Origin of the sequence: Lactobacillus kullabergensis (assembly GCF_003151025.1) — a bacterium.
Classification (GTDB): domain Bacteria; phylum Bacillota; class Bacilli; order Lactobacillales; family Lactobacillaceae; genus Lactobacillus; species Lactobacillus kullabergensis.
The window spans coordinates 757,073-776,756 of the sequence record NZ_CP029477.1 but is presented as its reverse complement, the minus strand read 5'-3'; the positions used below and the strand labels follow the sequence as shown (position 1 = coordinate 776,756).

15 protein-coding genes are annotated in these 19,684 nt (G+C 33.6%); 3 read left to right on the top strand and 12 right to left on the bottom strand.

Translation table 11 applies throughout. The features are described 5' to 3' along the window. Positions 1–92: 92 nt before the first annotated feature. Positions 93–1,103, bottom strand: coding sequence for an AraC family transcriptional regulator (locus DKL58_RS03855; RefSeq protein ID WP_109586165.1), 1,011 nt, complete (start codon positions 1,101–1,103; stop codon positions 93–95). Positions 1,104–1,238: 135 nt separating this feature from the next. Here DKL58_RS03855 and DKL58_RS03850 point away from each other — a divergent pair, with 135 nt between their 5' ends. Genes DKL58_RS03850 through pgmB form a run of 3 tightly spaced genes read left to right on the top strand, consistent with a single transcriptional unit; the run spans position 1,239 to position 6,333 of the window. Beyond that, positions 1,239–2,942, top strand: a complete 1,704-nt coding sequence (locus DKL58_RS03850) for a glycoside hydrolase family 3 protein (RefSeq protein WP_109586164.1) — start codon at positions 1,239–1,241, stop codon at positions 2,940–2,942. 12 nt (positions 2,943–2,954) lie between these two features. Then, positions 2,955–5,774, top strand: coding sequence for an alpha-L-rhamnosidase (locus DKL58_RS03845; protein WP_109586163.1), 2,820 nt, complete (start codon positions 2,955–2,957; stop codon positions 5,772–5,774). Further along, positions 5,755–6,333 carry a beta-phosphoglucomutase gene (gene pgmB / locus DKL58_RS03840; protein WP_239386432.1) on the top strand — a complete coding sequence of 193 codons (579 nt, stop codon included), beginning with the start codon at positions 5,755–5,757 and terminating at the stop codon, positions 6,331–6,333. The genes DKL58_RS03845 and pgmB overlap by 20 nt, the downstream gene beginning before the upstream one ends. 200 nt (positions 6,334–6,533) lie before the next feature. On the opposite strand, the gene DKL58_RS03835 is transcribed toward pgmB, so the two are convergent. From DKL58_RS03835 to DKL58_RS03785, 11 genes are all read right to left on the bottom strand, one after another. Continuing rightward, positions 6,534–7,622 (bottom strand): PTS sugar transporter subunit IIC, encoded by a 1,089-nt coding sequence (locus DKL58_RS03835; protein WP_109586162.1) that lies wholly within the window; start codon positions 7,620–7,622, stop codon positions 6,534–6,536. A gap of 268 nt (positions 7,623–7,890) precedes the next feature. After that, a complete protein-coding gene (locus DKL58_RS03830) occupies positions 7,891–9,267 on the bottom strand; it encodes a family 43 glycosylhydrolase (protein WP_109586161.1) in 1,377 nt (458 codons plus the stop codon). Positions 9,268–9,284: 17 nt separating this feature from the next. Continuing rightward, positions 9,285–10,115, bottom strand: a complete 831-nt coding sequence (locus DKL58_RS03825; protein ID WP_109586160.1) for a PTS system mannose/fructose/sorbose family transporter subunit IID — start codon at positions 10,113–10,115, stop codon at positions 9,285–9,287. Continuing rightward, complete coding sequence (locus DKL58_RS03820) at positions 10,108–10,926, bottom strand: PTS mannose/fructose/sorbose/N-acetylgalactosamine transporter subunit IIC (RefSeq protein ID WP_109586159.1); 819 nt, start codon at positions 10,924–10,926, stop codon at positions 10,108–10,110. The genes DKL58_RS03825 and DKL58_RS03820 overlap by 8 nt, the downstream gene beginning before the upstream one ends. A 15-nt stretch (positions 10,927–10,941) precedes the next feature. Continuing rightward, positions 10,942–11,427: a PTS sugar transporter subunit IIB gene (locus tag DKL58_RS03815; RefSeq protein WP_045928933.1), complete on the bottom strand. Its 486-nt coding sequence runs from the start codon at positions 11,425–11,427 to the stop codon at positions 10,942–10,944. After that, on the bottom strand, positions 11,420–11,833 hold the full coding sequence (locus DKL58_RS03810; protein WP_046331951.1) for a PTS sugar transporter subunit IIA: 414 nt from the start codon (positions 11,831–11,833) through the stop codon (positions 11,420–11,422). The genes DKL58_RS03815 and DKL58_RS03810 overlap by 8 nt, the downstream gene beginning before the upstream one ends. Positions 11,834–11,968: 135 nt before the next feature. Beyond that, positions 11,969–14,560, bottom strand: coding sequence for a sigma 54-interacting transcriptional regulator (locus DKL58_RS03805; RefSeq protein ID WP_109586158.1), 2,592 nt, complete (start codon positions 14,558–14,560; stop codon positions 11,969–11,971). Between the two features lie 147 nt (positions 14,561–14,707). Then, positions 14,708–16,594 (bottom strand): BglG family transcription antiterminator, encoded by a 1,887-nt coding sequence (locus tag DKL58_RS03800; protein ID WP_109586157.1) that lies wholly within the window; start codon positions 16,592–16,594, stop codon positions 14,708–14,710. 21 nt (positions 16,595–16,615) lie between these two features. After that, positions 16,616–18,073, bottom strand: a complete 1,458-nt coding sequence (locus tag DKL58_RS03795) for a glycoside hydrolase family 1 protein (protein WP_109586156.1) — start codon at positions 18,071–18,073, stop codon at positions 16,616–16,618. Next, positions 18,060–18,422 (bottom strand): PTS lactose/cellobiose transporter subunit IIA, encoded by a 363-nt coding sequence (locus DKL58_RS03790; protein WP_239386431.1) that lies wholly within the window; start codon positions 18,420–18,422, stop codon positions 18,060–18,062. The genes DKL58_RS03795 and DKL58_RS03790 overlap by 14 nt, the downstream gene beginning before the upstream one ends. 2 nt (positions 18,423–18,424) lie before the next feature. Further along, positions 18,425–19,663 (bottom strand): PTS sugar transporter subunit IIC, encoded by a 1,239-nt coding sequence (locus tag DKL58_RS03785; RefSeq protein ID WP_109586155.1) that lies wholly within the window; start codon positions 19,661–19,663, stop codon positions 18,425–18,427. Positions 19,664–19,684: the final 21 nt, after the last annotated feature.

Sequence of the window (19,684 nt, the reverse complement as noted above, 5' to 3'; positions counted from 1 at the left end):
TGCATTAAAATGGGTGAACAATATTCAAAAGCTAGACAATCTATGTTGATTTCACAGATTTTAACGAAAAAAGAAAACACGAAAAAATGCCCTTATCTCGTGTTAGAACGGTATTTTGCTGGAGAAATGCCAAAGTAATGTCTGAAAATTTTATAAAAATAGGACGCATTTTCATATCCTACTCTGGTAGCAATCTTTTCGATTGGTGCCTTAGTGTAAGTCAAATATTCTGCAGCTATATTTACTCTTTGCAACTGAACTAATTTAATAAACGACAATCCAGTTTCATTCTTTAAGTAATCTGATAAATAATTTGGATTAAAGCCAAAGTGCTGTGCCATTTGCTCCAATGTGATATCAGAATAATTTTTCTCAATATAAAGTAACAAAGAGAGCAAATTATTATTTTTCTTTTTTGAATCAGTTACTTGAGCCTCACGATAATAAGTTTTTCTGATCAACAAGGAAAACATAGTCAACATTTCTAATTTAATGATCTGATCGGACTGAATTTTATTATCATAATATTCGTCAATGATATCGTAAATAATAGCAGTAATTTTGGCGTCATGGTCAATCTCGAACAGACTATATCGTCCTTCACCATGATCTTCGTCTGATAATAAAGAAAAAAGTAAGTTAGAAATTGAAATACCTTTGCCCTTTGATTGCAAAAAATTAAGTTCATTTAAAGAAAAAGCAGATGTACGCAATTCAATATTTAAAACTACACCATTTTTACCAATTGGTTCTACTTTGTGAGGAGTTTTGATACCGATAAAAATCATGTTATCCTGATTAACTTTTATACGCTCATGCTCAGTTACTACGACACAATTACCTACCAAAGGAATGTTGATTTCTACATAATCATGTATATGAAATGGAATATATGATTTTACGGGTTGAACAGAAATCGTGATAGAACTACTGTTTAAGACAAAGTTATCAGAATAAGTATTGAAGAACTCATAAACAGGCTCACTATTGATATGACCAGCAACTTTCAATTTAAACTCACCTATTTTAAAATCTTGCAACATCGTGTTCCAATCGCGAAACCCATTATTCTGACGTAACATTTGGATTGTTTTTTCGTGCATTTTGATACCTTTTAATTAGTGACTTAAATTCTGTGAAATAGACAGTTTTATCATGTAATTTAACAATAGTTTACTTTTTTACATTAAGTTAAAATGAAGAACAAAGCAAGACTTTTCTAAATTTGGGAGGAAAATATGACTGATTTAACTCAAAGTCCGTACAACTTATCAGCTGAAGAGATCGCTTTTGTCAAAAATAAAGTAACTAACATGTCTCTTGCTGCTAAAATCGGACAGCTTTTCTTTGTTATTGGTAAAGATGAAGATAAAAAAGATTTAACTAAATTTATTCAGAAATATCAGCCTGGTGGTATTATGTATCGTCCTGATAAAGCTCAAAAATTGCAGCGTGAAATAGCTGTTTCGCAGAAAGCAAGTCAAACGCCCCTGTTCATTGCTGCCAATCTAGAAGCTGGCGGGAATGGATTATTAAGTGAAGGAACCTGGTTCGGCAGACCCTTACAGGTTGCATCTACTAACGACGAACAGAATGCATATAATTTAGGGGATGTATCCGGCTATGAGGCTAAACAAGTTGGTGGCAACATGGCTTTTGCACCAATTGTAGATCTTGATTTAAACTTTCGTAATCCCATAATGAATGTGCGCACATTCGGCAGCAATAAAGAGCGTGTGATTAGAATGTCAGATGCACAAATCAAAGGTTTTAATGCTAATCATATTATTCCAGTAGCAAAACACTTCCCCGGTGACGGCGTTGATGAGCGAGACCAACATCTTTTGAGTTCAATTAACTCGTTATCTACTGACAAATGGATGGAATCATACGGGCAAATTTATCGTCACTTAATTCAAAATGGTTTGCCTGCTGTCATGATTGCCCACATTATGCAACCGGCTTGGGAACGCCGTTTACAACCAGGTATTGAAAATAAGGATTTACGGCCTGCCTCTACTTCCAAACTATTAACTGATGGGCTTTTACGGACTGTTTTGCATTTTAACGGTCTCACAATTACTGATGCCACGCCAATGATAGGGTACAATGCAATTTTGCCACGTTCAGAAGCATTACCAGCCACCATTAACGCAGGAATCGACATGATCTTATTCAACAAGGATATCGATGAAGACTATCAGTTCGTGACTGACGCAGTCAAAAGCGGCAGGATTTCAACGATGCGACTCGAAGAAGCTGTTACCAGAATAATTGCAACTAAAGTTGCACAAGGCGTAATGGATACAGAAAATAATCTTTGTGAACCTGCATCGCCAGATATTGATTTGAAATTATCTGCACATAAAAAGATGGCAAAAAAAGTAGCACAAGAATCGGTTACCTTAGTTAAAGATCGCGATAAGCTTTTGCCTATTACTCCCGAAAAATATCCTCGAGTTCGTTTAGTTGTTTTAGGCGATACAGACGATGGCGGCTTTAAAGAGGGCGGAAAAGTAACCACAAAGTTTAAGGAAAAACTTGAAGGAAAAGGATTTAAAGTTACAGTTTTTGATCGTAAAAATCTTGATTTTAAAGAAGTTTTCGAAGGTGGAGTGCAATACGAAAAGGATCAATTTGACCTGGCATTTTATGTAGCTAACGTTGAAACGGCAAGTAATCAAACCACAACCAGACTTGATTGGATTCATCTAATGGCAGCTGATGCTCCCTGGTTCATGAAGAGCATCCCTACAGTTTTTGTTTCTACTTGCAATCCCTATCACCTCTTTGATATTCCAATGGTTTCAACTTATATTAATGCTTATACAGGCAATGATGTCACAATTGATGCTCTTCTAGAAAAAATGATGGGACATGACAAGTTTACCGGGCAAAGTCCTGTAGATCCATTCTGTGGCCAATTTGAAACTCATTTATAAAGAGGAAAATCAATGTTAAAAATCAAAGATATTTTAGTCAACCATTATACCAAACCTCTTGGTTACGATTTAGACAATCATTTAAGAATTGAATTCAGTGCTGAAACTAATCAAAAGGCAAATGATATACAAAAGCGTTTAACAATAAGTGCCCATAAACCCGTTTATGATAGTCAGTGGCAACAATACGACAATAATTATTTTGACTTCGAATTGGAACTAAAGCCCCGAACCCGTTATGAAATAACAATTTTTCTAAAAGATAATAATACTCAAACAAGTAAAAACAGTTTCTTTGAAACTGGTAAAATGAATGAACCTTTCACTGCAGAATGGATTGGTAATCAAAATAAAGACATTCAAAATACTCTATTAAAGAAAAGCATTAATATCACTAAAAAAGTAGTAAATGCCCGCCTCTATATCAGCGGTTTAGGTGTTTACGAAGCTTTTTTAAATAAGAAAAAAATTGGTAATGAGTTCCTTGCACCAGGTGTCACAGCCTATGACAAACTGGCACAGATTCAAACTTATGACGTAACTGAGATGCTGAATGAAAAATCACAACAGGAACTTTTAATTTCCCTTGGGGATGGTTGGTATAAAGGCAACTTCGGTTTCGATGGCGGTAAAGATTGCATTTATGGCGACCAACAAATGGCTATTGCTGAGTTGCATATCGCATATGATGATGGCAGCAGTCAGATAATAAATACCGACGCCTCATGGCAAACTTCTGCTGGCAAAATAACCAAATCAGCCATTTATTATGGTGAAGACTTTGACGCTACCAAGAAAATAATTGATTGGCAACCGGTAATTATATTGCATCATTCTAAAGATATATTGCATGATCGTCTAAGCCTGCCATTAAAAGTAAAAGAATATTTGCCTGTTAAGGAAATTATTCACACTCCTAAAGGTGAAACCGTTCTTGATTTCGGTCAAAACCAAGCTGGCTGGCCAGAATTTTACAACCACGAATCAGCTGGTAAGGAAATCAAGCTGCAAATGGGAGAAATCCTTCAAGACGGCAATTTTTACCGGGATAATCTGCGCGAGGCTCGTGCTGCTTTTCATTATATTTCAAACGGTAAACAAAAATGGATCCGACCACATTTTACCTACTACGGTTACCGCTATGTCAAAGTCTCCGGCAATTCCCACCCCTTAAGAAAAGATGATTTCAGTGCAGCGGTAATTTATTCCGATCTTGAAATTACTGGTAATATAAAAACCACTAATGCCAAAGTTAATCGCCTGCTTCAAAACGTTTTATGGAGTCAAAAAAGCAACTTCTTTGATGTTCCAACAGACTGTCCGCAACGAGACGAGCGCCTGGGCTGGTCAGGAGATGCCGACATTTTTGCCAGCACTGCCATTTTAAATATGAATGCATACCCTTTTTTCAAAAAGTATGCTAAAGACATGAAAATTGAGCAGGCTGCACATAACGGCATGTTAACGATGTACGCGCCAGCTATGGGAAATGATAATGGTGGTGCAGCAATTTGGGGAGATGCCGCAACTGTTATTCCATGGACAGCATATCAGGCTACTGCCGATCCGGCTATCTTAAGACAAAATTATTCTAGTATGAAAGCCTGGGTAGATTGGATTGGTCAAGCAACCACGACCAAGAATCTTTGGACAGGATGCTTTCAATTCGGTGACTGGCTGTCTTTAGACGGTGAGAACCCGGCTGTACCTAGTGGAAAAACTGACGAAGACTATATTGCCTCAATTTATTATGCTTATTCCAGCTGGATTGTTGCTCAAGCAGCTCGCATTTTAGGTAATACTGCTGATGCTCAAGAATATGACCGACAAGCTCAAGCTATTAAAAAAGCTATCAGAGATGAATTTATTACTAAAAATGGCCGTCTAGCAATTGATACACAAACAGCTTATGCTTTAGCTCTTCATTTTGATTTAGTACCAGAAAAACAGAAAAAACGCGTTGTTAACGATCTTGTTCAGAGGCTAAAAAAAGACCACAATCATTTACAAACTGGTTTTATTGGAACGCCCTTTATTTGTCAGGTTCTGTCAGAAAATGGAGAACACAAATTAGCAACGCAAATTTTTCTCAAGGAAGATTTTCCAAGCTGGCTCTATGAAGTTAATTTGGGTGCTACTACTATTTGGGAACGCTGGAATTCAGTCTTGCCTGATGGCTCAATGAATCCTGAAGGAATGAACTCTTTGAACCACTATTCAATCGGTGCAATTATGCAGTGGGTTTATCAACAAGTTTTGGGCTTAAGGAAACAGAACAATGGCTATCAAAACGTGCTTTTTGCGCCCCAATTTGATTATCGGTTTAAAAAGATTTCAGGACACTATCACAGTTCTTATGGCGATCTTAAAATGGCTTACCAACTGGAAACTGATGCCAAACACACTATCAAGGTCAACCTTAGTATTCCTTTTGGTCAAAGAGTAACCGTAAAATTACCTAGAGTGAAGGATAAAGTAGAAATTAATGGTCAGCCAGCATCGATGCCATTGGAATTAACTAATGGTGACTTTACAATCTCTTATGTGCCTGAAAACAGTTATATTGAATACTACAATATCAACATGCCAGTCAAACTAATAATGGGTGATTCGGAACTGGTTAAACAGCTAAGACCAATCAATACTGTTTTTGACTTTTTGCAAGATCCCGATAATCTCAAAAAATTTGGTGAAAATTCTATGGTAGAATTGAATAGTCTGTTGCCATTTATTAATATTTCAGACGAAGATTTTAACCAAATTAAGAAAATACTTGATACTACGCCAGTAACAAGTGAAAGGAAGTTTTTAAATGAAAGGCGTTCTCTTTGATCTAGATGGAGTCATTGCAGATACATCCGTATACCATTTCCAAGCTTGGAGAAAATTAATCAAAAATCATTTTAACCGCGAATTGCCGGATGAACTTGAAAAGCAAACAAAAGGTGTAAGTCGAACAGATTCTTTAAAGGCAATCTTAAAATTTTTAAATATCTCCGTGTCACAAGAACAATTTAATGAAATGACCACTGAAAAAAATAATATTTTCCGCAATTTGTTGGCCAGTTTAACTCCTGCAAATATCTTACCTGGAATTAGTGAATTAATTTCATCCCTTCAGAAAAATAACGTTAAACTATCTTTGGCTTCTGCTAGCTTAAATGGTCCATTCATACTAGAAAAATTACAATTGACAGATGCATTTGATGCTATTGCAGATCCAAGTAAAGTTGCTGCTGGTAAGCCAGCACCAGACATTTTTATTGCTGCAGCTGAAGCAATTAATCTTAAACCACAAGATTGCGTAGGTATTGAAGATTCAATTGCAGGTATCACTGCTATCAACAAGTCAGGTGCTTTATCAGTCTATAACGGATCTAAAAGATGCTAATTTACTTTTTCCTAAGACAGCAGCATTAAATTATGATCAAATCGAAACTGCATGGGAAAAATTTAATTTAAATTAGTAACCTGTTTACAAATAAAAACTCGTGAATAAAACAAAATTTGTTTTTCACGAGTTTTTTGATGCTTAAAATAAATTGGTGTAAATAAGGATTGTTTTTTTATGACAGATTTAAGTAATTACAATTATTCACCTAGATAGGCAAAGGCTACCTTTTCATCATAAACATGAAAGACCTTTTCAAAGAGGAAACGGCATACCATTGCTACTACAACTGGGAATACTATCCAGACAATTAGCGCCATTACAATATTAATACTTGCTTTGCCAGCATCTAGGGAAGCAAGAGGCCCTACCAAGCCAACAAGACCGAAGCCTGCAGAAGCTGGCGTGCCACTAACGTGAAATAAAGCTACTGGAATAGCGGAAAGCGCTGCTGTAATTAATGTTGGTAAAACGATAATTGGATGCCTGAAAAGATTGGGCATCATCATTTTCATTGCTCCTAATGCAATTGCAATAGTAACTCCTGATTTATTAGTTCGCCAAGAATGAACGACCAATACCAGTGTCGTTGCCGCGACTCCCATTGCTGCTGCACCTGCAGAGATACCATTTAATTGGATAGCCATTCCAATTGCCACAGTTGATATTGGTGAAATGATTAGAATTGCAAACATACAGGAAATTAAAATACACATTAATATTGGCTGTAAATTAGTAAAGGAATTAATTACCGACCCGAGCCATGTAGTAATTTTGCTTACATACGGCAAAATCAGCATGCCGATCCAACCTGCTCCTCCACCAACAACAATCGGAGCTGCAACAATTTTGACAGAGCCAAAACGTTGACCCACTAATAACAAAAGCCCCACAGCCAAGCCAGCTGTAATCATAGTATTAATAAGATCGCCTGTTCCTGCCGAAACAAAGACACCTTGAGCTTTAGTAGCAGGGTTCACAATTTGTGGTACGAATTTTGTAACACCAGAGCCAACATAAGCGGCGGCTCCTACAATGGCAACGTCCAGTGGCACCATTTTAAATTGAATGGCAATTAAGGCACCAATTAGCAAAGGTGTAGCACACTGAAAAATCAATAATGCTTGATTAATAGATGCCGTCACCGGATTTTGACCAAATAACTTTAAAATCGCACTGACAACTGCATTTGGAATCAAGCCTACGATAATTCCAGTTGCAGTTCCTGCTAAAATGTTGTTAAGAAAAGTTTTTACTGTTAGTTTGTTAGTATTGGTTGTATCAGCCATATTTGTACTCCTTTAATATAATAGTGCTTAGGTATACATTGTCGGCAAAATGATTTGTGACAAAATCGAAATATGCTGATTGCTAATTCGACTCATTGCTTTTTCCTCCTTAAAATTAATTATTAAGTATTTTATCATCTTATTTAAAAAAGTACACAAAAAAGTTAAAAATAATTTAATTTTTTATTTAAATATCATTTAAAACTCGCACTTATCACCGCATAAAAAGTCTAATCTCAATATTGTGAGATTAGACTTTTTTAACTATTTAAACTGATTTAATTTGAACTATACCATCAACTACCGCAAAAGATATGCCGTAACATGTATTTTTCTGGACTCGACAGCTCAATACAACACCAGCAATTTCTATAACAGCAATAGTATCGTCAATCAATAAAGAAATATCATATTCTTTATTAGGAACCAAGTTAACTTGCCTGGACAAACCAATATTTAACATTTGGTACCATCTTAAATTTGGTGTTCTTCTAACACTTAGTTGCTGTTTATTGAGATCAATATTGAATTCATAGCCCTCTTTGGTATCAGAATTTTCAAAGAATATCAAGGAGAAACTTTTGGTGCCAGGTTCATACACAATTTTATTTTTCAGTAAATAATGTTTTTTAGGCTGATTACCTTGAAGTTGAGTTTCTGTCCTTTTATATTTTGATTTTATTTTTTGAGATTCAAAACTATATCTTTCTGAAACAGTATTAATTAAAGTGTCTGGAATTGACGTTTTTAATGATCCATCATTATTCTGAGTAATTTTCAAAGGTAAAAAGGTACCACCCCATAAATAATTATTTTCGTCCTTTCCAGCTTCTTTAGAAGGTACCCAACCAAAAAGATATCTATTTTTTTCATCACTAGCAGTCCTTGCGGCATAATAAGCCCTACCATTAAAGGTATCCTGTTTAGGAAATAGCCAAGGCCCCATAATATTTTTACTCATTGCATAATGAGTAGTCTTATTAAGATCGTATTCAGAATAGACCAAGTACCACCAATCTTTTATTTTAAAAATTTGTGGCATCTCAATCATGGTATATAAATTTGGTGCCCAAAAATCTCCTTTAAAAGTCCAGTCCTGACTATTTTTTGATGTGTAATAAACCAATCTTCCTGTTTTTGCTTTTAAATCAGAAACCAAACGTGTGCCTAATATTAAAATGTATTCTTGATTATCAGGGTTCCAGACAATACTAGGATCTCGCCAATTATCTGAATCATAACCAGTTTGTGGCGAAAGTTCTTTAGCAAGTCCCTCTTTGCACCAATGTATTCCATCTTTGCTTGCAGCTTTCATTAAAACTTGTGATGAACAATTTTTATTTACAAAATTACGATTGTACCCGGTATAAAAAGCTCTTATATTGTTGTTTTGTTCAAACACACTGCCAGCATAAACAAACTGGTCATGATCTTCTTCGGAGCCTTTTTTTAAAACTTCACCATATTCTTTATAATGAACAAAATCGCTCGTTGTAACTAATTCCCATCCAAAAGGTTCACCAAAGGGCACGGGATTTCTAGTATCTTTTTGAAAGTATAAATAAAATAAGTTGTCATGCCTGTTATAAAATGGCATACAATCACCAAAAAAGCAGTTTTTAGGTCTATATAAATATTTTTCCATGTCAGTCCTTTCAAAAATTAAAGAATTTTCAAAGCACTTAGTGCAAATGACAAAATAACCATTAGTACAATTATCTTATTTGCACTTACCTTTTTTCTAATCAACCAAAAAGTAATTAAAGTAACCGTTAAAGGTATGATTCCAAGCATAATTTGATCTAAAATTTTCTGAAGATCAAAACTCATGCTACCCATTTTAAACTTTAAAATAGTTTTCAGAGTAACAGTGCTAAAAGTCATTGCACCAACCATTATCATACCTAAAATACCAGCCGCTTTAGTAATGATTTTCATATAACCATTTTTATATGCTTTTTGTATAAAATCTCCGCCTAATTCATAACCGTACTTTAAGCCATAATATCTTGCAATGAAATTTGGAATGTTATAGATAACTAAAAATAAAATAGGTCCAAGAACATTCCCTGCTTTTGCTAAACTAATACCAATTCCGGCAGCGATTACTCTAATTGTTCCCCAAAATAGAGAATCACCAATTCCGGAAAGTGGTCCCATCAGACTTGCCTTCACGGCATTAATTGAACTAGGATCAAAATCGGCTATATTTTTGTTCTGCTCTTCCATACTTGAAGCAATTCCCATAGGGAAGGGTGCTAAAGCAGGTGTAATATTAAAATATGCTAATCCCCTTTTTAAGGCTGAAATTCTTGCAGGCTTGTCTTCAGGCTTAGGATATAGTTTTCTTATAAATGGCAAAATCATATATAAGGCTCCGACACCAGCACCGTTAATATAGTTCCATGTGCCCTGGAGTAGAAAAGAACGCCAAAATATTTTTCTAAAAGTTGTTTTATCCATTATTTCAGTTTTAGTTGTTTTATCAGTCATTGAAAAAATCCTCCTCAAGTGAATTATTTGTGCTATCTTCTGATACTGTTTTTGCCTTCGGAGATTTCATATTTTTGACTTCTAAAATATTCTTATCTATTGATGCAAGAATAAACGCTAATATGATTCCTATTAAGGCAACTGCTATGATAGGTAACTTTAAATAGCTTGAAAGTACAAATCCTAGAAGTAAATACAACATATTTCCCTTTTCATAAATCATATTTAACAGTAACGCGATACCTAATGCTGGAAGCATCTGCCCCAAAACTGTAAGCCCATTCATAACTACAGGAGGAATAGCTTTTACTAAAGCCGATATTGAACCCGAACCTAAATAAATTCCTAAAAAGCCAATAAGTGCATAAACAAGTGGTCCTCCAAATATGCTTAGGTAATGTAACCTTTCAATTGATTTACTCTTATCCTCCTCAGCATACTTTTCAAAAGTACTGAGTAAAAGACCACGTATAAAAATAACTAGTTGATTGACAAAAACGGCTAAGAGACTAATTGGAACTGCAAGAGATAGTGCAACAGCAACTCCTTGATGATTTAAAATTGCAAAGGCTGTCCCAAATATAGAACCAGTCATAGAATCAGAAGGCATTGCACCACCAATTCCATTGATCCCAAGAAAAATCACTTCTAGTGAGGCTCCCATAATAATTCCCGTTTTTAAATCACCTAAAGCAAGTCCAACAAGCATTGACATAACAAGTGGACGTCTAATCATTGGATCGGACATGCCACAATCGGAAAAATTTCCCACAAACATTATTAACGCTACCCATAAAGCTGGTACTAACATTTTTTTACCTCCTTTTTATAACAAACTTGATAATTGCACATCTGGATCTGTAGGTACTGGTTGAACGTTAATCTTTATATTTGTCTCTAGAAGCTTTTTCAAATCTTTTTCATCATCAGGAGTAATGAAAATATTTTTACTTAACTGCTTTTTGCCCTTCATATCTTCTGATCCGACTCTACCGTAATTACCCAAATTAATCAGTGGAATATTGGAAACTTTTTTGGCAATTTTTAACGCGTCCTTTGGTTTATTGACAACTACCATAATCTTCAATTTATCGGATTTGGGATTATTTAATAATTGAATTGCCTTGTCTAAACTAACAAAAAACGGCTTAATTCCTTCTGGTACAGACATTTTTAATGCCATAATCTGTACTTTATTATCCAAAATTTCATCATTGGCAACAACAATGCGGTTCACGTTCAAATATCGACTCCAAACAACTGCCACTTGCCCATGAATTAATCTATCATCAACTCTTAATAAACTAATCAAAAAAATCATCCTCCTCATTTTCTTCTTCTAATTCAATTCTCTTTATAGTGTTTTTTCCTGCATTAATTGCGTTCTTAAGGCATGAATCAATAGGCTCTTTACTCAAAAGAAGATTCAATACCAACATTGAATTCATTCCTGAAACCAGATAAATATTATTTTGAGTCAAAAAACTCATTAACAATGTATTTACGCTGCCACCAGGAAAATCTGAAACCAACACGATCTCATCTTTTTTGTTACTATCAAATATAATCTCTTCAATTCTTTCTTTTAAAACCGCTGGACTCTCCCCTTCTTTCATGCAAAACGCATACAAGTTATTCTGCTTTCCGCTAATCATTTCCACTGAATTTTTAATTCCTTCTGCCAAACTACCATGACTAGCTAAAACGAATTTTCTCATTCTTTCACCTCCAAGTTGTCACTAATTACTAAGCAAATATCATGCCAACTTATAATAAACACAGCTATAACCAGGTTTTTTAAAATTAAAACGAAAAAGGAAGAGCATTTTTGAGCACTTCCTTAAGCAGATTTTTTATTCACTGTTTGTTTTAAATAATTCATAAATAAGAGATAATTCATAATCGTTTATTTTTATGTTATACTTTTGTTCAATATTGTGAAAAATCTTATCTGCAACATGGTAAAAATCTTTCTCTTCCTTACTTTTTTCTTGAGTATCTTTGCTTTCTTGGTCACTAGTTTGATCAAGCATTAAACGTTCTAGCATCAAAGCTAGATGCATGCATAAACTCAATTTAAACTTATTCGTCAAGGCTACATGATAATAGTTTTCAAATTTTGCTACAATTTCTTGAATTTCAGGTATAACTACGTCAGGATTAAGAAAGCGTAGTCTTCCTTTAATACCACCAATAGTGAAAAATTTAAGCAGTTCGCTGGTTAATTTATCAACATTTTTTTTAGTTTCTCCCATCTCTTTTAACAATTGCCGAAGTCTTTTATCCCCATCTTCGTCCATTATGTCATATAAGTTAAGTACATCTAATTCTTTTTGATGATCAACGTTATTTGTAGTCAATATAAAATTAGTATTCTTAAAATATGACAAATCATGTCTTTGAAGTGTTGTCTTTAGCTCATGATAATCCATAGTAATAATTTCAACGTCTGTCTGCAAAACTTTTTGCAAAATCCTTTTTATTTCCTCAGCAAGTCCTTCACCGGACATACAAGAAACAATAATATTTGCTTTTTGTGAAATTCCTTCAAAATATTTCACACTCATTGTGCTCGGGTAACTTTCAGCTTTTTCTGCGATTTTTTTGAAACTTTTATTTTGCTGGATTTGCAAACCTAAATCAAGAGCAATTTCCGTAGTTAAATTATTGATTACCAGTAAATCATTATTTAATAACACCTTTACTTCTTTATATAAATTACTTAAGGATCCCATATCAAACAATAAAATTGTCCCATCATATTTTCGTCCTTGTTTTCTAATGTAAAGCTCAATTTTTTGGGCAATTTCGTGATTAGAAACATTAAGTGGCATATCAAATGCTTCAAATATATAGTTGCCACACAATTCATTTACGATTGCACATATGTCAGACGCAACATTGCCACCATGGCAAACCATAATTGCCAAAAGGTTTTGAGATTCAATTTTCCCAGCAATTTCGTCAAAAACTGCATATAAAAAAATGGGTATAAACCAGTCATTATTGATATCTACTTTGAAACAGCTTCTGATTTGTTTACACAAATAAACTGTTCGTGGATAATGTTTACTTACTAAAGTTAATAAATTAGATATATCAGGCAGATCAGGACATTCCTGGATTACAGATAAAACTTTAACCGCTTCACATAATTTTTGGCTATTAAGGTATTTGAGTATTCCATATTTTTTGCCAATTTTTTCAGTAGCAGTTGCTAACTGCTGCATGAGAAACTTTTCGAAATTTTGGTCATATATTAATAAGACGGAATTCCTTTTAATGTCATGTACAAACTGGTTTAAAACAAGATTTTGCTCAGAAATTTCTTGATTTTTATTTTCATTGTCATACAAAGTGCTTAACAATGTGCTTAAATATTTTTTTGAGTTTTCCTTTGCTAAATTTACTAATAAGTCTTGAGAATTTGGCTTAAAAACAAGCCAATCAACATTAGGTCCACTTATATTTTTATTATTAGGAATCTCAATAGCCTTCTTATCAGAAGAATTAAAATTTTCAGCACATAACAATTTAATTTTGTTTGCTAATGAACCTATGTTGCCCTCCTGCTTTTGATTAACTAAAACTTGGATAGTATTAAACGAAATTTTTATTGTACGATTTATTCTATTTGCTTCATGTTTCAAAAAGAATTCAATTAGCTGATATTTTTCAATAAGTGGTCTTTCAGAAAATCCAGGTAAAGCAATTTTTAGGGGAACTCTTCTTAAAAATGTATTCAACAGTTTATCTTCTATTTTTTCTGTTGTTGCAAAAATAAAACGAACATTAACTTGCTTAAAATGCTTATTTTCGCCTAACGGATAAAACTTACCAGAATCTAGTAAAACAAATAACTTTTCCTGACTTTCCCGAGGCAACCGATGTACCTCATCTAAAAACAAATAGCCATTATCTGCTTGATCAACCAATCCGGTTTTATCAGCGTCCGCTCCTGTAAAAGTGCCTTTCTTATAGCCAAAAAGGACAGATGATAAAAGTTCTGGATTATTAGCATAATCCGCACAATTCAAAACAACAAAATGTGCGCCTTTGTTAATAACTCCTTCTTGTTGCGCATATTTAAAAATTAATGATGCTAAATAGCTTTTTCCAGAACCAGATGGTCCAGTAATAATTAAAGGAAAACCACTAGGAGGATAGTTAACAGAAGCTTTACATTGACTAACAATGTTCTTCAAGCTACCATTTGCTCCAATCAATTGCGCAAAAGCGTCTTGACTATTAGATATCAGCTGCCAATAAACAGGTTTGGTACCCTTTTTAAGCAGTAGTCCTTCATGATATAATTGTGCCAAATATGAACTAGTTACACCTCGAGAAAGGTTCATTGCTTTTGCAACTTCTTTTGTGGTTACCGCAGATTTATCATCTAATAGTTGTCTCAACTTTTCAAATACGCGATACTTTGCTTTTTTCAAAAAATCATTTCTTTCTTGTGTAAGCCATTACTTTATCTGTATTTAAACACTTTTTCGCTTTTTGACCAATAAAATTTAATAAAGAAAAAATGCGGTAGAGCTTGAAATTAAAGATTCTCAGGCTTTTCCGCACTTATCTTATTTTTTCTATAACATTTCTACCAGGTTAATGATAAATTCACCATAATTTTGAGAATTTATCAGTTTAATCACATTATCAATATTAGTAATAATATCAGACAGTTCATCAAACACGCTACGAAATAATTGCTTATTATTGGGATCAATTGCTAAAGCTATTACTAAATACACCCTATTATCATCACTCCACTTAATTCCTTTCGGATTAATAATAATAAAACCACGACTTTTTCTAGCAGTCATATTCAATGAATGCGGTATTGCTACTTTGTCAAAAGCTGTAGACGACAAGTTTTCACGTTGTTTAAGCAACTTTTTAAAGTCTTTTTCAACTACCCCTTGTTCAAAGAATTTCTCATTTACAATTTCAAAAACTTGATCTATATTTGTTACTTTTTTGCTTTTAATAAAGTTATCACTACTAAAAAATTTTAGCAGTTCCTCTTGAAAATGATCCCTCTTGATTTGGCGTCTTCTCGATGTGATTGCAACTTGCAGAGTTTGGATATCATTAGATAATAAAAACTGTGAAATATTGACCGTACTAATTTTAGAATCAATATAATTTGAACCAACAGAAATCAATAAATCTATCGCATTAGGAGTACTTCTAATATTTGCGGGATCGTGAATTATTTTCTTAATATCAATCTCAGCCGAGAACTTTTTCTGTAATCTTTTTAATAATACAAGAGAATTGTCATAATATTCAGGTATTATTATCACAACTGAAATTTTTTGCTTATCGGTTATTTGTTCAGCCATTGCATTGCCAATGTGCATAGCTATATAGCCAATTTCACTGTCGGTAATCGTGATTTTAGCTTTTTCAGATATTCTATTAGCCATAATAACTGCACACTCATAAATCGTTGGTGAAGAATATTTTATATTAGTGGCAAGAGGATTGTGTTCAATATTTTGTGTTCTTGAACGCATAATTAATCTGTCTAAATGAAGAGCAAACCTCTTTTTAAAGGAATAAGTATCAAGATTAATTTCGTAATTTTGCCAAACATAAGAAATTAAATCAGTAACTAATTTTTTTGTTTCTTCTGAAACTATATTTTTAGTTGTTTTTTCATTACCTAAATCAGTTTCAATTACAAGAGCAAGTTCTTGGCAATCAGCATTTGTCAACACCAACTGTAAATCACCAACAATGCTGTTAACCAAATCCATACCAAACCCCTGCTTTTTCACTGAACTTGAAGAATTATTATTTTTTATTCTATGACCATTACTGCAACGATCAATTGCAATAGCAAAATGAAGTATCAAATTATTTAATTCAAACGTGTTTAAATAAATGTTTTGCTTATGAAAAATTTTCAATATAGATTTTTCTAATTGATGAATATTTATTTGAGGAAAATTCTCTTGAATAATATTTCTATTCATAAATACTCCAGAAGTTTCCTCATAAATGAGCGAGCTAAGCAAACTTCTTTTTTGTCGTTCATTCCCCTCTAAACTCCAAAAATCACCTTTTCTAATTAGTTTAATTCCAAAACTTTTTACCTCACGATCAGCTTGTTTTAAATTCTGTAAAATTGTTGATTCACTGACAAAAAGATTATTTGCTAAATCATACACATTTATTGACGAAGAACTATTAACTAGCACGTTTATAATATAATTTACCCTTTCTTCATTATTATCGGGTAGTTTATGAACTTTAAATTTAGTATTATCTTGTTTTTTATCTAAACTAGATTGTTCAAGGCGGTAACCTTTAACACTTGATGATATCAAAATTCCTTGATCTCTAAACTGTTGAACATAGTTTTTGATAGTTCTTTTTGATAGTTCTAACTGAATGGCTAATTCTTGAGAAGTATGCCATCCAGGAAAGTTTTGTAAATATGACAATAATTTATTTTTCTTAGACATGTCGTATTTGCTTTTTCATTTTTATATATACTTACCATTCGAGCTAATTACTTGTTTATACCAAAAGTAACTATCCTTTAAGTAGCGCTTTTTACTTCCCTTACCATTGTCATCAATATCTACATAAACAAAGCCATAACGTTTTGACATTTGCTGAGAAGAACACGAAACGATATCAATCGGTCCCCAAGCGCAATAAGCTATTACTTCTGCCCCATCATGTATTGCCCTTCCTACTTGTTCAATATGCATACTCAGATATTCTGAACGATAAGGATCATGTACTTTTTTGTCATTTTCCAATTTGTCATAAGCACCTAAGCCATTTTCAGCAATAATAATTGGTTTTTGATAGCGATCATAATATTGAGATAAAGTATTGTATAGTCCTTGAGGATCAATAGCCCAGCCCCAACTACTTTGTTTCAAATTCGGATTTTGTAAATTATCTGCTGGCTGCATCTTATTCTTCGTTGAGTCAACCATACGAGAATAGTAATAAGAAATAGCTAAAAAATCCATACGATTTTCGTTAATTAATTTCAATTCATTTTGCGTAATATCAAGTTCAATATTCTTATCATTAAAATAATTTAGGGCGAATTGGGGATATTTTCCTCTAAATTGAACATCTGTCACAAAATATTGCATACGATTTTGCTGCATTGCAAGGATAACATCGTCCGGCTTACTACTTGCAGGATAAACAGTACCATCAGCAACCATTGTTCCTATGTGTATATTAGGATTGTTCAAAGAACGTGCATAATTTTTTATTTCGGCTGCTGCCACAATCTGATTATGCATAGCTTGATAAAGGGCTTGTTCTTGATTCGAATATTGGTCACTAGCTACACCAACGGAAAGCCAAGGCTCCAATTGAACCATATTAATTTGATTAACTACAATCCAATATTTTACACGATCACCGAACCAATCCAATAGTACTTTGCCAAATTTTACAAAAAGCGGAATAACTTCCTTATTTGGCCAGCCTCCATATTTAAGTGTAATATTTACAGGTGTTTCATAATGATTCATTGTGATAATGGGTTTGATTCCTAAATGCAACATACAATCAATCATGTCTGAGTAATGCCTTAGTGCCTTTTCATTAGGTTTTTCATCGTCTCCATTAGGAAAAATTCTTGACCAATCTAGAGAAGTTCTAAAAGTTGAAAAACCTGCATCAGCTAAAAGCTGTAAATCTTCTTTATAAGTATGATAAAAATCAATGCCAAAGCGTTTAGGAAAATAATTTTTATTATCTTGACTATATTTTTTAACGTCCTTAAGTGTCATCCCTTTTGACTCTATACTCTGTAACTCGTCGTTAGTTAAACCTTGAAGATATGGCTGTATGTCTGAGGAATTTAATCCTTTACCATCTTCTTTAAACGCACCATCTGCTTGACTTGCAGCTTGAGCACCTCCCCACAAGAAGTTATTGGGGAAAAATGGAAAATTATTTTTTCTCATTTTGAACACCTCCACATTTACAATTGCGCTTTTCAAATAAATTTATTAAATGCTTTACCAAATTATATTCACTATTAATTGTCATCAATGTATCTTGAGCATGGGTAAATAATACAGAATATTCTATAGGTTTACCTTCAGCTTCTTCCTGAATTTTCTTGGTTTGCAGACGATGAGCTATTATTAATTTTTCATTTGCTTTCTTCATATTCATTTTTGCATTGTCATAATTATAATCTGCGACATCATCAAGGGCTTTACTAATGAAATCGCGCGCATCGCCAGCGTTTAGAATAATGTTCATTGTGTTTTTGATATTTTCTTCTCTCAACTGTTCACTATCTTCCACTTCTATGCCTCACTTCCAGTTTCTTGTTTAACCAAATTCCTGTCGTAAACTTTAAAAAATGGATAATATATTAATCCACCAACGACAAAGAGAAGTAATAATAAAATTATTGAACTGATTGCTGGACTAACAATCCAAGTGACAAAAGGAAATGGGATATACCACATCTGCATTAACGAGTGGGGTATTGGAGAAAGTCCTGCTTTAAACCAAAACGCAGTAATTAAAGGCAAAACAATGCCATTGATCCATAATGGAATCATTAAGTAAGGATTCCAAACTATTGTGCCAAATACAACTGGTTCATTAATATTAAAAACAGTTGGTAAAACGCTGGCTTTGCCAAGAGCTTTTAGACGATTTGATTTTGCTAAAAATAACATCATTAATACTAGCGGCATAGTACAACCAACCCCTCCAATCCAAGGAAAACTATAAATAAGTTCACTGGTAAAGATATGTGTAACTGCATGTCCAGAACTAAATGCTTTAGCATTAGCTGCTATACCAGCAAACATAACAGGCTGATCAATTGCAGCTAACACCCATCCAGATATACCCATTGAATAGATAAAGCATTCGAAAAAAAGAAATATGGAGAAACCCCACCAGGTATCTAATGAAGTAGTTAGAGGGGCAAAAATATTCACTATCAATCGATAAAAATTAAAATGCAAAATATTTGTTAGTATCCATCCTGTCGCAATCACGACCGTGATTGGCAGCATAGAATCAAACCATGCGGTCACAAAGTCTGGCATCGAGGTATCATCACTAAAAAAACTAAATTTACCAAACAGTTCCATAATTAAAGAAACGTAAATTCCTTCAATTAAAGCTACAAACATGCCTCCTGCACCTAGTTCTGAAAATTGATATGATATTATACTGCCTGTTTTATCCCAAGACGGGTTAGCTAACATCAAAAAAAGTGCAACTGAAGATAAGCCCGCAATTATTCTTTGCTTATTAATCTTTTTAAATTCCATAAAATTAAACGGTACTAAAAAAGCAACAAAGATTGAAGTTAAGCCAAAAGTAAAACTACTGATTGGAGACAAGTCTGGCCACCATTTCCAAAAATTTGTTGGAATATTTAATAGAGTTATCAGTGAACCAACAAAAATAAATGGCAGCACTTCCAATATTGAGTTTTTAATTGTCACAATCCACTGATTATTTGCAATTTTTTGCGCTCTGGGAGCGAATTTATTATTTAAAAAATTCATGAAGCTATTCATTTTTAAAACTCCTTTCTTATC